The organism is Frankia tisae, assembly GCF_025403405.1.
In the GTDB taxonomy this organism is placed as follows: Bacteria; Actinomycetota; Actinomycetes; order Frankiales; family Frankiaceae; genus Frankia; species Frankia tisai.
Map to the genome: position 1 here is coordinate 1 of NZ_JANEZT010000109.1, position 17756 is coordinate 17756.

Consider the following 17756-nt stretch of genomic DNA (forward strand, 5'->3'; position numbering starts at 1 on the left):
GGGGGCGGGACCGAGTCGGTACGGTTTGAGGCCGGACCGTCCGGCCCGATCGGGCCACCCCGCGGCCGAAATGGAGAGGACTCGCGGATGAAGGTGCTCGTGACGGGCACGGAGGGGTACCTGGGGTGCCTGCTCGCGCCCGAGCTCATGCGCGACGGCCACGAGGTCGTCGGCGTGGACACCGGTTACTACAAGTACGGCTGGCTGTACCGCGGGACGGACCGGATCCCGTTGACCCTCGACAAGGACCTGCGCCACCTCACCGTCGAGGACCTGGCGGGCGTCGACGCCGTGGTGCACATGGCCGAGCTGTCCAACGACCCGCTCGGCGCGCTCGCGCCGGACGTCACGTACAAGGTCAACCACCTCGGCTCGGTGCGGCTGGCGAACCTGGCCAAGCAGGCCGGGGTCGAGCGGTTCGTCTACATGTCGTCGTGCAGCGTCTACGGCGTGGCGACGGGCGAGGACGTCACTGAGGCCTCGCCGGTCAACCCGCAGACCCCGTACGCCGAGTGCAAGGTCTACGTGGAGCGCGACGTCGCCCCGCTGGCCGACGACTCGTTCTCGCCGACGTTCCTGCGTAACGCCACCGCCTACGGCGCCTCGCCGCGGCAGCGGTTCGACATCGTGCTGAACAACCTCGCCGGTGTGGCCTGGACCACCGGCGAGATCGCGATGACCTCGGACGGCACCCCCTGGCGCCCGCTGGTCCACGGCCTGGACATCGCGAAGGCGATCCGTCTCGCCCTGGCCGCGCCGCGCGACGTCGTCCACAACCAGATCTTCAACGTGGGCGACAGCGAGCAGAACTACCAGGTCAAGGAGATCGCCGACGCGGTCGCCAGCGTCTTCACCGGCTGCAAGCTGAGTTTCGGCGACAACGGCGGCGACAACCGCAGCTACCGGGTGTCCTTCGACAAGATCGCGAACACCCTGCCCGGGTTCTCCTGCGACTGGAACGCGCTGCGCGGCGCCCAGCAGCTGCACGAGGTGTTCAGCCGCATCCAGCTCGACCCGGAGACCTTCACCGGCCGCGGGCACACCCGGCTCAAGCAGCTCCAGTACCTGATCGGTACCGGCCAGCTCGACGCCGACCTGTTCTGGGCGCATCCGTGATCGTCACCCCGACGGCGATCGCCGGGGTGTGGATCGTCGACGTCGAGGCGTTCACCGACGCCCGGGGCCTGTTCGCCCGGACGTTCTGCGCCGAGGAGTTCGCGGCCGCGGGGCTCGCCGTCGAGGTGGCCCAGTGCAGCGTCGCCTACAACGCCACGGCGGGCACGATCCGCGGCCTGCACTGGGCCGGGGAGCCCGTGCGCGAGACCAAGCTGGTTCGGTGCACCCGCGGCGCGCTGCTCGACGTCGTGGTCGATCCCCGGACCGACTCGCCGACGTACCTGCGTCACGTCGCGGTCGAGCTGTCCGCCGACAACCACCGGGCGCTGTTCATCGACGCGGGCCTCGCCCACGGCTACCAGACGCTGGCCGACGCCACCGAGGCCACGTACCAGATGAACGTCCCCTTCACCCCGGGACACGACCGCGGGCTGCGCTTCGACGACCCGCGCCTCGGCATCGCCTGGCCGCTGCCGGTGTCGGTGATCTCCGACAAGGACCGCGCCTGGCCGCTGCTCGCGGACGGGCCGGCCGTTCACGTTTCCGGCGCCACCGGCGCCCCGGTCTGAATCCGTTGTCACCGCCACCACCCCCCGTTGTCTGATCACTCCCATGGCCTGCGAAACTCAACGCCGTCGGGTGCGTGGGCGGTGCCCTCGCGACCTGCGAGGGCGACACGGCACCTGACCCTGGTGCCGTGGCAAGCAGATTGTTTCCGGACTGTCACATCCCTGCGGCGGATGTGCGGTCACCACGCCGCTCGGCGACATCTCATCAAGGGGAGCGCATGTCATCCGGAACCCCGGCCCAGGGCGGTAGCGCAACCGTCGCGGCCGACGCGAACCAGTCGCCGGCCGCCTCCGGCAGCATCGCCACGCCGGTCACCGCCTGCCGGTCCTGCGGCGGTGCGGCCCCGCGGCTGTTCCTTTCGCTGGGGTCGACGCCCATCGCGAACCGCCTGGTGCGCGCCGACGCCCTCGACGCCACCGACCCCTCGTTCCCGCTCGAGGTCGGCTTCTGCGAGTCGTGCGCGCTGGTCCAGCTCACCCACGAGCTGCCCGCGGAGGAGATCTTCGACGAGGACTACCCGTACTTCTCCTCGTTCTCGGACATGCTCGTCCGGCACGCCGAGAAGCACGTCATCGACCTGATCGCCAGCCGCGACCTCGGCCCGGACAGCCTGGTCGTCGAGGTGGCCAGCAACGACGGCTACCTGCTCAAGGCGTTCGTCGAGCGGGGCATCCCGGTGCTCGGCATCGAGCCGACGCCCGGTCCGGCCGCCGCGGCCCGCGAGGCCGGCGTGCCGACCCGCGAGGAGTTCTTCGGCGCGGACCTGGCCCGCCAGCTCGTCGCCGAGGGCCTGCGGGCCGACGTGATCATCGCGAACAACGTGATGGCCCACGTCCCCGACCTCAACAGCTTCGTCGAGGGCTTCTCGATCCTGCTCGCCGACGGTGGGCTCGTCGACGTCGAGAACCCCGGCGTCGGGGCCCTGCTGGCCCACACCGAGTTCGACACGGTCTACCACGAGCACTTCTGCTACTTCTCCACCATCGCGGTGGACGCCCTCATGCGCCGCCACGGCCTCGCGCTCGTCGGCGTCCAGGAGTTCCCCGAACTGCACGGCGGGACGCTGCGCTGGAGCATGCAGCACGCCGCGGCCGCCGAGCCGGCCGAGTCGGTCGCCGCCGTGCTCGACGCCGAGCGAGCCGGCGGCCTCGACTCCTTCGCGCGGTACGCCACCTTCGCCGACGATGTGCGCACCGTGCAGGAGGAGTTGGTCGCGCTGCTGCGCTCGCTGCGCGCCGACGGTAAGACGGTCGCCGCCTACGGCGCCGCGGCCAAGGGCGCGACGCTGCTGAACTCCAGCGCCATCACCACGGATCTCATCGACTTCGTGGTCGACCGCAATGTCCACAAGCAGGGCAAGTACATCCCCGGGGCACGGCTGCCGATCCTCGACCCCGCGGTCCTGCTGGAGCGCCAGCCCGACTACCTGCTGCTACTGGCCTGGAACGTGAAGAGGGAGATCATCGCCCAACAGGCGGAGTACGCCGCGCGCGGCGGTTCCTTCATCGTGCCGGTACCCCGGCCGGTTGTGCTGTAGGCGGGTCCTGCATCGTGGTGTGGGGTCGTCGTCATCTCCGCCCGCGGCCATCCGGGTCACGGGCGCCGGTCCGGCGTCGTCGGTCGGGAGAGTGAGCATGACGGGCATCGATGTGGACCTCCGGTCCTCGGGCTGGCCGGAGGATCCGCCGCCCGAGGATCCGCGCCCCGTCGAGCAGACCCCGTACGCCCCCCGGCCGGGGGAGCCGACGCCGGACGGATCCCCGGCGGCCGGCGGCCAGCGCAGCCCCACTCGCGCTCACCAACCGGCGTATGTGGACTTCGAGGTGTCGACGCCCATCCCGCCGCAGACCTGGGCTGCCCCGCCTCCGCCTCCGCCGGCTTCTCCGCCGCTGCAGCCTCCGCCGCTGCAGCCTCCGCCGTTCCGCCTACCGTCGCCCGGTTGGCGAACCGGTCCGGATGGGCGTCCCGTGGCGGCACCCTGGGGTCCGTCCCCCGACCGCATGGGACCGGCCCTGGGCGAGCGACAACCCGACCGCTCCGGGGCCGGGCCTCCCGATCGGGCTCCGACGCCGACCGGGGCAAGGCGGGGGCGGATTCCCGCGGTGGCCCGCGTCCCGACGCCGCCGGCCGACTACCCCGCGGGGCAGGCACCGTCACCGGACGGCTCACGGCCCGCGTCGCCAGCTCGGATGCCGGTGGATACCGCAGGCCACGGATGGATCGCGGTCAGCTCGGCACCGCAGCGTCCTGCCCCGCCCATCGGGGTCGGCGGTCCCGCGGCAGGCGGCCGCCTGCCCGGATCCGATCCCCCGGTCCCGCTCCCTGCCCCGGCTCCTGGGACGAGGCGACAGCCGGGGACGCCAGACGGCGGGGGTGAGGTAGGCGCGAGCCCAACCTCGCCGCGGACCTCGGCGCTGCCGGGGCTGCGCCGGTTGTCCGGCGGTAGCCCGCTGCCGCACTCGATCACCTCGACGATCGACCTGAGCGCTCTGCAGCACCGCCTGCGCATCGAACAGACCGAGGTCATCGCTCGAGTCGAGGAGCCCGCGCCCCGCTCGCACCGGCGCCGGCGCCGCGCCGCTCCGTCGGACGTGGAGTCCACCCAGGTGGTCTCCCGCGGGTCGTTGCCTGGTCGGCCGCGTCCCGGCGCCCGGTCCGATCCGGCGGCCACCGTCGTGGGCTACGGGGACCTCGTCGATGATCCGGACACCGGGCTCATCGACCGCCGCGGCGCGCGGGCGGGCGGCACGGCGCGACGGCGGGCCGACGCCGGCGGAGTGGTCGACGATCTCGAAGGGGGACTTGGCCCAGGCGGGGACGAGGGCGGCCCCAGTACCCGGTCGAAGGCGGTCTGGACCCTCGCCGACCAGGCCGTCTCCAGCGCGACGAACGCCGCGATCTCGTTCCTCATCGCACGCCAGGTCAGCGATGTCGAGTACGGCGCGTTCGGTATTGCCTACACGCTGTTCGCCATTGTGATCGGGTTGTGCCGGGGTGCGACCTGCCTGCCGCTGAGCATGCACTACTCGGGCTCGACGCCGTCGTCGTTCCGGTCGGCCGCCTCGGCCACGACCGGATCGTCGTTTGCCTTCGGCATCGGCGTCGGGGTGGTGTTCGTCGGCGTCGGCCTCGGCGTCGGTGGGCCGGTGGGATCGTCGCTGTCGGCGATGGGCTTCGTGCTGCCCGGCCTGCTCCTGCAGGATGCCTGGCGGTACGTCTTCTTCGCCATGGGGCGGCCGTTCGGGGCGTTCCTCAACGATGTCGTGTGGGCGGTCGTCCAGGTGTTCGGGATCTGGCTGCTTGTCCATCGCGGGGTGACCGAGTCGTCTCCACTGGTGTTGGCCTGGGGGGCCGCGGCCCTGGTCGCGGCCCTGATCGGCGTCGTCCAGGCTGGCTTCTGGCCATCGCCCGGTGCGACCAGAAGATGGCTGGCGGAGAACAGGACGGACTCGACGTACCTGGCGGCGGAGTTCATCACGGTGCAGGGCGCCCTGCAGACGTCGATGCTGGCGATCGGGGCGGTCGGGTCGCTGTCGACGATCGGCGCGCTGCAGGGCGCGCGGACGCTGCTCGGCCCGACCACGGTGGTCGGGGTCGGGGTGGTGAGCTTCGCCCTGCCCGAGCTGTCCAAACGGACCTCGATGAACGCGCGGGACCGTGAGCGGGCGGCGTATGCACTGTCCGGGCTGGTCGTGGCGATCGGCGCAGTCTGGAGCCTGATCTTCTACTTCCTGCCGGACCGCTACGGCCAGGCCTTGCTGGGCGACACCTGGGCCGGGACGAAGGGCATCCTGGGTCTGTCGATCCTGCACTATCTCGCCGCGGCGGTCCCGGTGGGCCCGGCCTGCATGGCCTACGCGCTCGGTAAGACCAAGATCACATTTCGGCTGAACGCGGCCTTCGCCCCGATGCTGCTCGGATTCCCCATCCTCGGGGCGGTTCTCGGCGAGGCCCGAGGTGCGGTGATCGGATTCAACCTTGCATTCTGGGCTATTGCTCCGGTCTGGTTCGTTCTGCTTCGCCGGTTGGTGCGGGAACATGATGTCGAGCAAGCGGCGTTGCGCGCGGCGCAGGACCAGCCGGGATCCACCGTTGATCCGGCGCGTGCGGTCGTTGGTGATTCCGGCGCCGATGGGGGCGGGCGCGGGGCGCGGCGGCCCCGGCCGGGCGAGGGGCGCGGCGGCCGCGCCGGGTGGTCGGACCGGGAGGCGAGGCCGTCCGCGGCGGCGCTGGCCAGCGCACCGCGCGGCGGTGCTGATCCCGGCGCTGCAGGCGGTCGGCGGTCGGAGCGGGGACGATCACGGCAGGATGAACGTTCTTCCGGGGGACGGCGGCAGGCCGTCGGCCGCCCGGTTGCCGGAGAGTTCGGCGAGGCGGAATTGACCGGCGGGTGGGAGTTGCCCGGCGGTTCGGCGCGGCGTGATAGGTCCGGTGCGAAGCGACGGGATGGAAATAACTCGACAAAAGTTCGAAAATCTGACGTCCCGGAAGAGTTGCGGCGGGAACTCCCGCGGCCGCGACCAACCCGCCTGGATCGCGACCACGGATCGCCACGGGGGAAGCCGGGTGAATCCGAGCGCGGTATCGGTCCGGGGGATGATGTGGATGGTGGGGGTCTCGCCCGGGAAGGTCACCGTGACGGTCATCGGCGCGCAACCGGCCCGCGGCGAGGCAGGCGCGACACCTGAGCGCCATCACGGCGTCAGTTATAGCTATGACCGTTTACTATCCGCTATCGGCTATGCTCACAAATCGGTTCGTCAGATCTAGACCCGTGGTCCGGCAATCGGGCCGGATGCTCCTGTGGGGGGCCACTTTGAGTCCGCTTCACGTCCTGCTGGAGGTGTCGGTGCGTCAGCTCGCCGGCTCTCCGATCCGCGTGCGGGACCGGTCCGCCCGTTCCGAGTCCGGGGCGGGCGCGTCATGAGCCGCAACGCACAGGCGGGAGGCGAGACCAGCCGGGCCCCATCCGCTCCCTCGCTGTTCCGCATCATCCAGCCGCGCCTGCTGATCATCGTGATCGTGGTCGTGATCTGCGCGGCGCTGGCGGCGATCTACTCCAAGGCGCAGTCGGCCACCTACACGTCGAGCGCGCGGATCTTCCTGTCCACGGACTCGGGCACGCTCGCCAACTCGGTCGACGCGACCCGCTTCGTCCAGACCCAGGCGCAGTTCGCCCAGTCCTCGGCGGCCGTGGCGGTGATCGCGAAGGCGCTCAAGCTGCCCGAGTCGGATGTCTCGGGCCGGTTGAGCACGTCTCCCTCGGACGAGGGCTACTTCTTCGTCATGAAGGGCAAGGGATCCTCGCAGCAGGCGGCGACGGACCTGGTCAAGGCGGGTGAGGCGGCGTACAGCACGCTGCTGACGAGCTACGGCCCCAACAGCGAGGAGTCGGTGAACGCGCTGAAGAAGCTGCGTGACCAGCTCGTCGGCGAGCAGGCCGCCGCCGGCCAAGGGGCCGACGCGACCGGGGCGGCCGACAGCACCGTGCGCAATGCGCAGATCACGACGCTCAACCAGAAGATCGCTGATGCCAGGACCGCGTCGGTGCTGGGCAGCTCCGCGATCAAGCTGGCCGAGCCGCCGGTCGCCGACGGCCAGGGCGGTCCCAACCTGCTGCGCAACATCCTCGTCGCGGCGATCGTGGGCCTGCTCGGCTCCATCGCCGCCATCTGGATCATGTACCAGCGGCGGCCGACGATCCTCGACCCGCACAACCCGTCGGACACCCTCGGCGTCCCGCTGATCGCCGCGCTGGAGCCGGGGCGCACGACCGCGAGCGCGGCCGAGACGCTCGTCTCGGCGATGTCGGCGGTGATGTCGCCGACCAGCAAGGTGGTCGCGTTCACCCCGGCGTCGCGTGGGGACCTCTCCGCCGACCTCGTCGCCTCCGTCGCCGCCGCCTGGTCGGACGACCAGGGTGTCGTGCTGATCCTCGACACCTCCCCGTCGTCGGAGGTGCGGGCGTCGCTGGAGAGCCTGCCGCGGGCGACCTCCGGGGAGCTGCCGCGCTGGGCGCACGAGCCGACCTGCCTGGCCCGCTCGTCCGGCACCGGCCGCGGGCACATCCTCTACAACCGGGTCTCGCCGGCCCGGGCGGCCCGTCCCGGCGGCCTCGCGCCGATCCTCGCCGACCGCGCCCCCGTCGTCGACCTGGTCATCCTGGTCACCTCGGCACTCGCCGAGCTGCCGATGACCGCGGCCTCGGCGATCCAGGCCGACGCGGTCGTGGTCATCACGTCCACCGAGACGCACCTCAAGGAGCTGGAGCAGGTGCCGCGGGACTGGCCGGCGCTCGCCGAGCGCGTCGTCGGCGTCGTCCACGACGGCCGCACCGGCATCCGCCGGACGACCGGCAACGCCACCCCGGAACGTCGCTCCTCGGTCGACACGATCACGTCGAACTCGCCCGTGGGCGGCGGCGAAAGCGCATCCAACGGCAAGCGCGGCGGCATGGATCCGGAGGCCACCGACCGCTACGCCCGCCCGGCCCGGTAACGCGCCCCCGACCCGGCTGCCCCCACTGCGGCGGCGGCGGGGCTGGCCCTCGCGCAACGACGGCCCCGCTCCTCGCGCATCCAGCGCGTCGAGCGGGGCCGTCGCGGTTCTGCGCGGAGCTCAGGTACCTGTCTCGCGCAGGGCGGTACCTACTCGCGAACGAGCGCGAGGACGAAGCCGTCCCAGCCCTTGCTGCCCACGGTCTGCAGCGCGGTCGCCGTCAGCCGCGGCTCCGCCCGCACCAGGTCGAGCACGGCCCTCGTCCCCTGGACGTCGGGGTCCGCGTTGGCGGGGTCGACGACCGCCCCGCCGCGCACCACGTTGTCGACCACGATCGCGCTGCCGGGACGGGTCAGGCGCAGCGCGGCGGCGAGGTAGCGCGCGTTGTTCTGCTTGTCCGCGTCGATGAACACGAGGTCGAACGGCTCGGGGCGGGTGGCGATCAGCGCCTCGAGCGAGTCGACGGCGGGACCGAGCACGACGTCGGCGACGGCGCCGAGGCCGGCACGGTCCAGGTTGCCCCGGGCGACCTCGGCGTGGTGAGGATCGACCTCCAGGGTGACCACCCGGCCGGTCGGCCCGACGGCCCGCGCGAGCCAGATCGCCGAGTAGCCGCCGAGGGTGCCTACCTCCAGCACCCGCCGGCCGGAGACCATCCGGACGAGCAGGGCCAGGAAGGCACCCTGGTTCGCCGTGACCTCGATCGGCGGCAGCCCGGCCGCGTGGCTCGCCGCCCGCGCCTGCCGCAGCGCCTCGTCCTCGTCGATCAGGGTGTTGACGAGATACTCGTCGACGGCCTGCCAGCTCTGCGTCACATCAGGCACCGGGCGGAACCTCCTCTGTGAGGGTCGGCGCCGGGCGCCCGGCCGGGGCCCGGCCGGGAACTCAGATGCCCGCGAAGGCCCTGCGCTGCGCGGGAGGCTGGGATGAGGGCGGTGGCCCCGGATCGTCCGCCCATCGGTCCGAGTCCTGTGGCGAGACCGTGAACCAGGCGACGAGCAGCAGGCCCAGACCGGTGACGACCGGGGCCAGCAGGCCGCCGGACAGCACAATGTAGAAGACCAACACCGAGCCGGAGAGCACGAACGACTGCGAGCCACGGACGAACATCGCCACGATGAAGCTGAGGAACGTCACCGTGCCGAGGACCCCGTACTCCAGGATGAGCTTCGGCACGAGCGCGTAGTTCAGTGGCAGGCCGGTGCGGCGGAAGAACTCGGCCGCGTCGCGGTCGGCGTAGCCCGCGCCGGAGCCGAATGCCACCGTCGCCGGATCGCTGCCGAGCGCGTCCCAGGTGCGTTGGTAGGGCTGGACGAAGCGCAGGCTGCCGCTGGAAGTCGACGAGGACGTCTCCGTCGCGCGGGCCGCGAAGATGCTCGACGCCGGGGTGAAGCTGATGACCAGGGCGATGATGCCCACGCCGACCAGGGCGGTGAGCGCGAACCGGGTGCCCTTGTGGACGGCCAGCAGCACGCCCGCGCAGGCCAGCAGCAGCAGACCGGTGCCGGAAACGGTGCTGAGAATCGCCAGCACGAACATGAGCAGCCGCCACCAGCCGCCGTTGCGCAGGACGCAGACCACGATGCCGAAACCGAGGAACTGTGAGCAGAACGACGCCTCCAGACAGACGAAGGCGTTCGACTTGAACAGCGACGATCCGTACTGGACCGGGTAGGACGTGTTGAAGCCGTGCATCAGGAACTGTGACGGCACGATGTCCTTGACGACATCGGTGTACGGAACGCCGACGAGCTGAATCGCGAACTGGAACATGGCCAGCCCGGCCAGCACCGTGATCATGATGAGGAAGCGGTCGAGGAGCCGGGGCAGCAACGCCCGGGCGTCGGCGGGGCGCAGGCCGAAGACGAACGGGACGTACGTCGCCAGCAGCAACATCAGCGACGTCAGGGACGTGCTGTCCTTCTGTCGTAGGAAGGACACGAGAGCCGACAGCGAGCACGCCGTCATCGCCACCAGGTAGCCGGTCATCCGGCCCGAGTGCCGGCTCAACCCGCCGCGCCGGACCATGATGGCCGCGCACACGTAGGTGATCGGCAGGATCACCTGGACCTGTGAACCGCCGACGGGGATGGCGATCCGCTGGAAGAAGATCTCGCAGAACAGCAGAACGGTGAGCAGCCGCAGCGTCACGTCGTTCGCCGTGCGGCCGCTGCCCGCCTCCTGGGTCGGGATCACCCACGACCGCGGAATCCTGGTCGTGAGGGTGGTGGTTACCACTGGCTTCCCGTCCCCCGTTCTCGGTCGGCGGGCGCGCCGCGGCCGCTCGGGCGGCGGTGAACGCTGCGGACGATCCCCGAGTGGCCCCGCACGGCGGCCCGGTGCGCCGTGTGGACGGCACCGTCGGCAAGTGTAACCGGCCCGGATCGGGCGCCTCCCACCGTGGTCTTCGGCCCATTCCCGGGGCGTACGGTCGCCTGTCCGTCACCGTTGGCAGTCGTCTTCGTGGTGTCTTCCGAGAGTCTGGTGTCGCCGGGTGAATAATGAACCAGGCCACCTCCGGCCGCGGCCGGAAAAATTCTCGGGTCTGGGAACTCCTCGGGCGAAGACCCGCGTTCGGCGTATCGCCGGTGGCGTTATCGTCCGCGGCCGATGCCTGTTCTCAGCTGGTGCGGCGTGGCCGGCCGTTCATTGCTGGTGCGAAGGTGTCCGGTCGTTCCAGCGACTCTGACGATCTGCCCTCACCGTGGAGGTGTAACGTGCGCTATTCCGGCATCGCGCCGGGAGGGCGTCCGCCCCCGTCCGACCGGATCGGTTCGGAGCGGGGCGACACCTCGCCGACCCGCGCCATCTCGTTCAAGGGCAGTGACGGGCCCGGCCAGCATGGTGCCGATACCGACACCGGCACCATGCCGCTGCCGGGCATCCGGGCCTCGGGGTCCGTGGACTCTGGCGCGTCCACGGACCCCGAGACGTCCGGCTCGATGCTCCAGCCCGGCCCGCCGCCCGACGCATCCCGTGGGCCCGACGCATCCCGTGGGCCCGGCGCATCCGGCGGGGTCGGTGGGTCTGGCGGGGCCGGCGGTGCGGGCGGGTCGCGGTGGCGGCTGCCGCGGTCACGGCGCGGGCGGGCGCTGGCGGGCACCGGCCTCGCGGCGGTCCTGGCAGCTGTGGTCGGCGTCGTCGGGCTGGTCGTCCTGAGCAGCGGTGACAGCGGCGGCAGCGGGGGCGGGGGCGTGGAATCGGGTCCGACCGCTCCGCCGGCCGCCGGGGTCACCTGGCCCTCCGGGGCCAACGCCAACCCGCCCCACGATCTGGCCGGCTGGGAACGCTGGCTCGGCCGCCGGACCGACATCGCCGTCGTGTTCACGGTACGTGACAACTGGCAGAAGATCGTCGCCGACGACTGGCCCCTGTCCGGGCTTCGCCCGGACGCCTACGCCGGCAGGGTGTCCGTGGCTCAGCCGCTGTTCCCGAAGGACGGCAACGAGGCCGCCTGCGCTCGGGGCGACTACGACGCCGACTGGGCGACCTTCGGGCGGACGCTGGTGCGCAACGGCCGCGGGGACGCCTACGTCCGGCTCGGCTGGGAGTTCAACGGCGACTGGTTCTGGTGGTATCCGCGCGACACCGCCACCTGGCGGACCTGCTTCCAACGGGCGGTGACCGCGATCCGCTCCACTTCGCCCGGTGTCCACATCGACTGGAACGTCTCGGCTCACCGGAACTCGATGCCGGACGGTGACAACGTCTGGGCGGCCTACCCCGGCGACGGGTTCGTCGACGTCGTCAGTGTGGACGCCTACGACTCCTACCCGCCGTCGTTCACCCGGGCGACCTTCGACGCCCAGTGCAACGAGGACTCGGGCGCCTGCACCGTCGCCCGGTTCGCCCGCGAGCACGGCAAGCGGTTCGCCGTGCCGGAGTGGGGGGTCGTTCGCTCGGCGGGTGGTGGCGCGGACAACCCGTACTTCATCCAGAAGATGTTTGAGCTGTTCCAGGCGAATCGGGCGAACCTCGCCTACGAGGCGTACTTCACCGCGACCGATGCGGGCAACGTCCAGTCCTCGCTGATCGACCCGCCGAGCAATCCCCGCGCCGCCCAGCGCTACCGAGCCCTGTTCGGCGCCCCGGCGTGGTTCGCCGCCGGGCAATTGCTGGAGGTTGTGGGCGGTTCCGACGTCGCGAACCGCCCACAACCTCCAGCATCTTCAACCCAGACACCCCGCCAGGAGGATCACCGAAGATCTTGCTGGCTATCCCAGGAGGATCGCCGAAGGCGATCCGACGGAAACCCCGCGACCACCCCGATGCCAGGGGCCCCGTAAAGCGCCGAAGGCGCTTTACGGGGAAGGGCTAGTAGCTCTTCTTCGCCGGGCGCAGGTGCAGCTCGGTGATCTCGGCGGTGGGCGGGAGCCGGATCAGGTAGTCGACGAGGTCGGCGACGTCGTCGGCTTGGATGAGCAGCGCCGGCGCGTACTCCCGGCCCTCCCGGGCGTAGATCGTCTCCTGCCGTGGGGTGGCCGTGCGGCCGAGGTGGATCGTGGCGACTCGGATGCCGTCGGCGTTGATCTCCTGGCGCAGGCTGTCGGCGAAGGCGCGCATGGCGTGCTGGGTCGCGGCGAACTGGCCGGTGCCGGCGCCTGCGCGGACACCCTGGGTGGAGTTGATGATGACGATGTCGGCGCCGCCGTCGGCCCCCGCGACCCGCAGCGCGGGTAGTAGCCGCTGGGTCAGCGCGTAGGGCGCCCGCACGTTCGCGAGGTACTGCGCGTCCAGGTCGGCCAGCGACGCCGCGTCCACCCGGGCGCTGGCGTAGGCCCCGGCGCTGTGCACCAGGTGGTCGACCCGGCCATGGCGGGCGGTGACCTCGGCGACGACGTCGGTGACGGCCGCGTCGTCGGTCAGGTCGAGCCGGACCGGCAGCAGCGTGCCCGGCCCGGTCGCCTCCTTGCCGAGGCCGTCGAGCCGGGCCTGGTCGCGGCCGAGGGCGAGCACGGTGGCGCCGCCCGAGGCCAGCCGCAGCGCGGTGGCGCGGCCGATGCCGCTGGACGCGCCGGTCACGACGGCGACGTGCCCGGCGAGCGGAACCGCGTCCGCCGCCGGGCCGCCCGCGGGCCGGACCGTCACGAGCTCGACGCCTGGGAGAACACCAGCACGGCGTCCTCCCGCGGGGGCGCGGTGTCGTAGCTGAGGCAGATGTCCTCGGAGATGCGGGTGAGGTCGGTGCCGCGCAGGTAGTCCCGCATCGTGGTGCCGGTGCACTCGGAGTCGACGTTCGGCGCCCCGACGTGATTGACGACGTCGTCGACGTGCACCGTGCGGAAGTCCATGCTGAACCGGGTACGCCCGGAATCGTTCGGCACCGACGAGTGCAGCTGCGCCGCGGAGAAGATCAGCATGCCGCCGGACGGCGCGACCACCCGGGTCTGCGGGAAGATTTCCACCTCTTCCTCCGGCTTCGGCTGCTTACGGGTGTCGGACTTGATGTGCTTCGCCGCGTCCGCCCTGCTCTTGGCGTTCCACTCGTAGTAGTCGTAGTCGCGGGAGCCGTTCTTCACGCCCTGGCTGAAGTAGCGCGGGTGGAAGGCCAGGCCGTTCTCCGGCACGATGTCGAAGATCGGCATCCACCAGTTGAGCTGGCAGAAGGGGGCCGAGTACCAGGTGTCTCGGTGCGGGTGGAAGGCGTAGGCGATGCCGGAGGTCAGGTAGTCGTCCGACGTCGAGGTCCGCAGCCGCGGCACGTCGAAGTACGTCTTCGCCGGGTCGGCACCGTGCTCGGCGAGAATCGCCGGCAGCAGTTCCTTGCAGGTCGGATGGTGGATGAACCGCGGCTTGAGCTCCGCGAGCAGGGCGGCGTACTCCTCGACGGGCATGTGGTACTGCGCCGTCTCGGGGTCGAGGCTGCCGAACGCCTCGCGGATCAGCCCGCGGCTGAACTCGACGAACTCGCGGGTCGCCGGCCTGGGCGCATAGACAAACAGGTCGCCCTGGTAGAGCTTGGTCCGCCGCTCGTCATCGGACAGCGTGGACTCGACCAGTACCGAACTCATCGGATTCTCCCTCGGAACGGACGTGGGTGAGAAGAAGCTGGGCCATGGCGAGTTCGTCCGGCGTTGTGACATGGATGTTGGCGGGTTCGCCTGGTACGACGACGACCAGGCCGCCGGCCTCGGCGACCATCGCCGAGTCCTCCACCGCCTCGCGGGCGCCCGCGTGCGCGGCGCGCAGCAGGTCCGCCCGGAACGCGTGCGGCGTCTGTACCAGCCGATGGGTCTCTCGCGGCAGCGACGCCCCCGCGACCAGCCTGGGGGAGGGACCGACCCCGCCCGTGGGCTCGATTTCGCCGGCGACCTGAATCCCGCCGGCGACCCGAATTTCCTTGACCACCTCGGTGAGCGGCAGGCCGGGAACGGCCGCATCGGCCCCGGCCCGGATCTCGTCGACGACGCGCCGGTAGAGGGCGGGGGTGGCCAGCGGGTGCGCGGCGTCGGTGATCACGATGATGCCGGCGTCCACCGGCACGGCCGCGAGCCCGGCCCGCACGGACTCGGCCCGGGTGGCGCCGCCGGTCGTCAGGCGGACGCCGGGCGGGGGCGCCCAGCCGTCGACCGCCGCGGCGGGCACGACCACGACGATGCCGTCGCTGGCCGCGCGGGCCGCCGCGACCGGGTGGGCGAGCAGCGGCTCGCCGCCGAGGTCGAAGAACTGCTTCGGGCCGCCGAAGCGGGTGCCGCCGCCGCCGGCGAGCACGATCGTCCAGACCGGTCCGGCAACGTCGGACCGGTCTGGACGACCGGCGGACCGGCCGGGGCCGCCGGCGAGGTCAGCCACCGGGCGCATCCGCGGGGTCGGCGCCCGCCTCGGCGAGCAGGTCGACGCCGGCCAGCGCGTCCGCGGCCTCGGTGACGGTGTCGAACGGCAGGCCCGCGCGCTCGGCGATGTCGAGCAGGCTGCGGGTGCCGTCGGCGAGGTTGAGCACCCACAGCAGGCCCATCTCGATGGCCTGGCGGTTCATCGTCGCGCCGATGGCCCGGTACAGGCCGCGCCGGCCGAGCTGCGGCTCGCCGTACGGGGCGGTGTTGCGCCAGGTCCGATTCCGCTCGCAGATCTCGATCGTTCGCCGCAGGATGGCGAACGAGTCGGCGAGCGACTCGGGCGTGACGAACTCCAGGTCGTCGGCCGAGGTGTGGTACTGCGGGTACTCGCCGTGCTGGCCGCGGCCGAACCGGCCGACGGGCAGGTCGAAGCCGGGCGAGCAGAACTGCCGCTCGTCGTAGCCGTAGGGGGAGAAGTCGACGACCCGGTGCGGCCGGCCCGTCTCGGCCAGCGCCACCGCGGCGGCCCGGTCGACGGCGGCGTTACCCCGGCGACTGCGCTTGTAGGTCGGGTCGCTGCGGTCGCCGAGGCCGGTCAGGACCAGCCCGTGGCGGATGCGGTCGACCGAGTCCCGGTTGCGGGCGAGCCAGGTGATCGAGCCGATCGTCCCGGGAATGAACAGCAGCCGGAACGTGTGCCGCCGCGGCCCGGCGGCCAGCGCCCGCGCCAGCAGCGTCGCCGTGGCGATGCCCGAGCAGTTGTCGTTGGCCATCGCCGGATGGCAGGTGTGTGTGGTGATCAGGAACTCGTCTGATGTCTCGCCCGGCAGCACGATCTCGCCGTAGGTCAGCGACCCGTCGGTGAGCGTCGTGTCGATCTCGACCTCGTACTCGCCGTCGGGCAGGGCGCCTAGCTGCCGGTCGGTCAGGCAGAAGCCCCAGTTCTCGTTGTAGTACGAGGTCCGGTAGGGCACCCAGTCCGGCCGGTCCGGCATCGAGAACAGGTGCGGGCGCAGTTCGTCGAGGGGCATCCGGGCATGCACCGGCGTGCTGTAACCCAGCAGGTGCAGCGGGTTGTCGGCGGCGTCGACGACGGTCTTGCCGTCGGGGCCGATCAGCCGGCCCGAGCCGACATTCCACTCCCGTGGGACGGTCCAGTCCAGTGCCGGCGCGCCGCTGGGCACCTCGTGCACGGTGAGCGGCACCTCGGGGCCGAGCGCCCGGGCGACGGTGCGCAGCGTCGTGCGCACACCCTCGCCGGTGATGCTGCGCATGGGCGGCAGCAGGTCGGCGATCAGATCGTGCAGCCAGCGGCCCGGGTCGGCCGGCAGCGCAGCGTCGTCGTCGGTGTGCCCGGTGTGGCCGGTAGTCCCGGCCACGCTCGCGGATGCGGATTCGGTCATCGTCGCGGATCCGTCCGGACTTCTCAGTCGGCCCAGACGCGCCACGGCGCGGACCCGGCGTCCCAGAGCTGGTTGAGCTCGGTCCAGTCCCGGAAGGTGTCCATGCCCATCCAGAACCCGTCGTGGTTGTGCAGGGTGAGCTGGCCGTCCCGGGCGAGCTGCTGCAGCGGGTGGCGCTCCAGCAGCAGCGCCGGGTCGTCGTCGAGGTACTTGTCGATGAACTCGCGCTCGAAGACGAAGTAACCGCCGCTCACCCAGCCGGTCTGCGGCGGCTTCTCGGCGAACAGCGTGACCGCGTTGCCGTCGGTTTCCAGCTCGCCGTAGCGGCTCGACGGCCGGACGCCGGTGACGGTGCCGAGGCGGCCGGATTCGAGGTGGTCGGCCAACACCGCGTCGAGGTCGATCGCGCCGACGCCGTCGCCATAGGTGAGCATGAACCGCGGCCCGGTCAGGTACTGGGCGACCCGGCGCAGACGGGCGCCGGTGCCGGTGAGCAGGCCCGTCTCCGCAAAGGTGACCTCCCACTTCTCGTCACCCACCGCGTTGTGGAACTGCGGGGTGTGGTCGTTCGAGAGCGTGAGGGTGAAGTCGGCGACCTGTGCCCGGTAGGCCAGGAAGTAGTTCTTGATCAGATCGCTCTTGTAGCCGAGGCAGAGCACGAACTTGCGAAAGCCGTAGTGTTCATACGTCTTCATGATGTGCCACAGCACCGGCTTGCCGCCGATGTCCACCAGCGGCTTCGGCAGCTTTTCGCTGGCCTCCCGCAGCCGGGTACCCATCCCGCCGCAGAGGATGACGACCGGGATGTCGGCAGCGTCGGGGATCTCGGTGGTCTTGGCGCTTTCGATGCTCAAGGCTTGCGTCTCCCGTGCTCATGCCCCGGTCGGGCTCGGTGGGGCGGATGGGCGCTCATGGCATGGTCCTCGCTGGACCGCAGTGCATTCCGGGTAACCCGTGAGGGCCTGCAGCCCTTCGCCGACCGATGCCGGGGCCGACGGGGACAGCCGCCGGTCGTTCCCGGTGTGCGGGATGGTGCGCTCCCGGGGAAGGACATCGCACGCTCGCCCGCGCTCAAGGCGCGCGCGGGCGTGATCCCCCTCTGCCCCTGCCGCTTCTTGATCTGCCGTTTCTTGATGGATACCGGTGGCGGAGCGCCTTCATCAGCGTCCCCCGGCACTGCCGTCGCAACGGTACCGTATGCCCCGCTGCCTGCCGGAAGTGTCCCTTCCAACCCTGCTGCCGACCCGCTTGGCGACGCTGCCGCGGGGCCGGGCCAGCCCGGCCTTGATGGCCTTTCGTGGGCCGTCGACGCCCTGCTCCGCACGAGATCTCCGCGCCAGCGGCCACGCCCCCGCGAGATTCCCGCCACGCCGCCGCCCGGCGCAGTCCGAGC

13 protein-coding genes are annotated in these 17756 nt (G+C 71.5%); 6 read left to right on the top strand and 7 right to left on the bottom strand.

Going from position 1 to position 17756, the window contains the following annotated elements:
- The first annotated feature begins 87 nt into the window (after positions 1-87).
- From NBZ85_RS12830 to NBZ85_RS12850, 5 genes are all read left to right on the top strand, one after another.
- A complete protein-coding gene (locus NBZ85_RS12830) occupies positions 88-1116 on the top strand; it encodes an NAD-dependent epimerase/dehydratase family protein (protein WP_261558033.1) in 1029 nt (342 codons plus the stop codon).
- Entirely contained in the window at positions 1113-1685 is a 573-nt protein-coding gene (locus tag NBZ85_RS12835; protein ID WP_261558032.1) for a dTDP-4-dehydrorhamnose 3,5-epimerase family protein, read from the top strand. Before NBZ85_RS12830 ends, NBZ85_RS12835 begins: the two co-directional genes overlap by 4 nt.
- 218 nt (positions 1686-1903) lie before the next feature.
- Positions 1904-3223, top strand: a complete 1320-nt coding sequence (locus NBZ85_RS12840) for a class I SAM-dependent methyltransferase (RefSeq protein WP_261561994.1) — start codon at positions 1904-1906, stop codon at positions 3221-3223.
- Between the two features lie 895 nt (positions 3224-4118).
- A complete protein-coding gene (locus tag NBZ85_RS12845; RefSeq protein ID WP_261561995.1) occupies positions 4119-6374 on the top strand; it encodes an MATE family efflux transporter in 2256 nt (751 codons plus the stop codon).
- A gap of 235 nt (positions 6375-6609) precedes the next feature.
- Positions 6610-8184 carry a Wzz/FepE/Etk N-terminal domain-containing protein gene (locus NBZ85_RS12850; RefSeq protein WP_261558029.1) on the top strand — a complete coding sequence of 525 codons (1575 nt, stop codon included), beginning with the start codon at positions 6610-6612 and terminating at the stop codon, positions 8182-8184.
- A 149-nt stretch (positions 8185-8333) separates the two neighbouring features.
- On the opposite strand, the gene NBZ85_RS12855 is transcribed toward NBZ85_RS12850, so the two are convergent.
- Entirely contained in the window at positions 8334-9008 is a 675-nt protein-coding gene (locus NBZ85_RS12855; protein ID WP_261558028.1) for an O-methyltransferase, read from the bottom strand.
- A 61-nt stretch (positions 9009-9069) separates the two neighbouring features.
- Positions 9070-10380 carry a hypothetical protein gene (locus tag NBZ85_RS12860; RefSeq protein ID WP_261558027.1) on the bottom strand — a complete coding sequence of 437 codons (1311 nt, stop codon included), beginning with the start codon at positions 10378-10380 and terminating at the stop codon, positions 9070-9072.
- A 521-nt stretch (positions 10381-10901) separates the two neighbouring features.
- Between NBZ85_RS12860 and NBZ85_RS12865 the strand changes: the two genes are divergently transcribed.
- Complete coding sequence (locus tag NBZ85_RS12865; RefSeq protein WP_261561996.1) at positions 10902-12470, top strand: glycoside hydrolase family 26 protein; 1569 nt, start codon at positions 10902-10904, stop codon at positions 12468-12470.
- Between the two features lie 28 nt (positions 12471-12498).
- Here the strand turns inward: NBZ85_RS12865 and NBZ85_RS12870 are convergent, their stop codons facing one another.
- Genes NBZ85_RS12870 through NBZ85_RS12890 form a run of 5 tightly spaced genes read right to left on the bottom strand, consistent with a single transcriptional unit; the run spans position 12499 to position 17217 of the window.
- A complete protein-coding gene (locus NBZ85_RS12870) occupies positions 12499-13272 on the bottom strand; it encodes an SDR family oxidoreductase (protein ID WP_261559803.1) in 774 nt (257 codons plus the stop codon).
- Positions 13269-14195 (bottom strand): phytanoyl-CoA dioxygenase family protein, encoded by a 927-nt coding sequence (locus tag NBZ85_RS12875; RefSeq protein ID WP_261559802.1) that lies wholly within the window; start codon positions 14193-14195, stop codon positions 13269-13271. The genes NBZ85_RS12870 and NBZ85_RS12875 overlap by 4 nt, the downstream gene beginning before the upstream one ends.
- Complete coding sequence (locus NBZ85_RS12880; RefSeq protein ID WP_261559801.1) at positions 14158-14976, bottom strand: IspD/TarI family cytidylyltransferase; 819 nt, start codon at positions 14974-14976, stop codon at positions 14158-14160. The genes NBZ85_RS12875 and NBZ85_RS12880 overlap by 38 nt, the downstream gene beginning before the upstream one ends.
- The gene (locus NBZ85_RS12885) at positions 14969-16363 is read right to left on the bottom strand and encodes a DUF4910 domain-containing protein (protein ID WP_261559800.1); all 1395 of its coding nucleotides are present in this window, start codon (positions 16361-16363) and stop codon (positions 14969-14971) included. Before NBZ85_RS12885 ends, NBZ85_RS12880 begins: the two co-directional genes overlap by 8 nt.
- A 23-nt stretch (positions 16364-16386) precedes the next feature.
- Positions 16387-17217, bottom strand: a complete 831-nt coding sequence (locus NBZ85_RS12890; protein WP_261559799.1) for a glucose-1-phosphate cytidylyltransferase — start codon at positions 17215-17217, stop codon at positions 16387-16389.
- Between the last annotated feature and the right edge of the window lie 539 nt (positions 17218-17756).